This is a genomic window from Heyndrickxia sp. NPDC080065 (assembly GCF_050281185.1).
GTDB lineage: Bacteria > Bacillota > Bacilli > Bacillales > Bacillaceae_C > Heyndrickxia.
In genome coordinates, this window is sequence record NZ_JBNNWS010000049.1 from 1 (window position 1) to 1,637 (window position 1,637).

General features: G+C 35.6%; 2 protein-coding genes and 1 pseudogene. All 3 read right to left on the reverse strand.

The genetic code is table 11. The features are described 5' to 3' along the window. Nucleotides 1-651, reverse strand: a pseudogene (gene terS / locus ACQKP0_RS25700) (phage terminase small subunit); the annotation flags it as partial. 79 nt (nt 652-730) lie between these two features. Further along, nucleotides 731-1,189, reverse strand: coding sequence for a hypothetical protein (locus ACQKP0_RS25705; RefSeq protein ID WP_427408652.1), 459 nt, complete (start codon nt 1,187-1,189; stop codon nt 731-733). A gap of 43 nt (nt 1,190-1,232) precedes the next feature. After that, the gene (locus ACQKP0_RS25710; protein ID WP_427408653.1) at nt 1,233-1,484 is read right to left on the reverse strand and encodes a hypothetical protein; all 252 of its coding nucleotides are present in this window, start codon (nt 1,482-1,484) and stop codon (nt 1,233-1,235) included. Nucleotides 1,485-1,637: the final 153 nt, after the last annotated feature.

Sequence of the window (1,637 nt, forward strand, 5' to 3'; positions counted from 1 at the left end):
TTTCGATACCCAGCCTCATTTGCTCTAGCTTCAACCTACGCTCATCATCAACATGAGCCATTTCATCAAATTGTTTGATTAAGGACCTAAGTTCAGCCATTGCCCTGGACTGTGCATTTAAAAAAGTAGCGTGACGATCCCAAGCGAATTGAATTCGTATTCCTCTTCAGTGGTGACCTGTTCAATAGAATCATCCGTTGGAATAACTTCATATTTCCTCTTCTTAAGTTCCTTGATCATTTCATCCTTGCTTTCAACAAACATAATCTTTTGAGCTCGAATGATGGCCGTATACTGAATCATTATTTGATCCCATATCATATCATCAGGTGACTTTTCTTGTATTTCTTCCATGATGTCTAAGGATTCTTGAGGGAGGAATTTAGAAAAGAAACCGTGTGTAACTGCATTCTGATTTCCTTTAGGTGCAGCACCACCACGGTTCCCTTTTGCATTTATATTCCCTTTTGGAGCACCCACTTTTTTTGTGTGCACACTTTTTTCTTTGGGTGCACCCCTATCTCGATTCCAACCATAGCGTTTTTTCCATGACTTAACAGTGTTGAGTGACACACCGTATTTTTTAGCGATGTCCTTGTATTTCATGCCTTTGACATAATCTTTTTCAGCTTTCACATATTTTTCAGCCATGCTACATCACCTGCCACCTCCGATAGTTGTGTTTGTTTTGGGCAAAAGAAAAAGCACCCGTCAGGTGCTGTCCTTGAACTTATTTATTTTCTTCAAAACTTCGTGTCGCCTTTTTATTATTTATTAATTCTTCTTCCAGATAGTCGATTGCTTTTCTAGTATTGACATTTCTTTTTGAGGCTCTTACTACTGCAGATTGAGCACCAATTACTGCAGAACGGTGATTATTATATAAATTAAGTACACCATTTTCATTATAAATATTTCTCTCAATTTTATTTAATCTTTCTTGAATACTCGCTATACCAATCGCTAAATCTCCAAGTATTCTATCTTCTGAAGAACCACTTTTTCTTAAACTCTCAATATCTAATCCTTCGTGTATTGGTGTACTTATTTTATCAGGATTTTGATGTATAAAATCAATAATATCTAATAACTGATTCCTTGCTTCTTCCACACTATCCAAATCACGATAGTTAAATTGAATTGTTCTAATACCCTGTACATCAAATGGTAATTCCCAACTACTATCCATAATTTGAATATAGGGCTTTTTTGTTGCATGTCTAACCGCTAATTCATAAAAATACATTTGGGTTATGTTCTGATAAATCAGCAATAACCAAGTCAGCATTTACTATTTGATCGATAATTTGATAAGTAATTGTACCAGGGTCACTAATCTTATCTGCCCTTATTACCTCACTATAACCTTTTTTCTTTACGCAAGGCTCAATAATATGACGAAGAACTTGATCTGCCCTTTTTCTAGTTTCAGATTCGTTTGAACCAATTGGCGAGACAACAAAACATGTTTTATTTTTGGTCATTTTTCTTCCTCCTTTGCCACTTTAATTCGACAAAAGGAGACTATATTCCTACTTTAAATAATCGAGTAGAGGGAAAATAAAGTAATTTATTTTCGCCCCTCTCACAACACCGTACGTACGGTTCGCGTATACGGCGTTTCAATTTATATTACA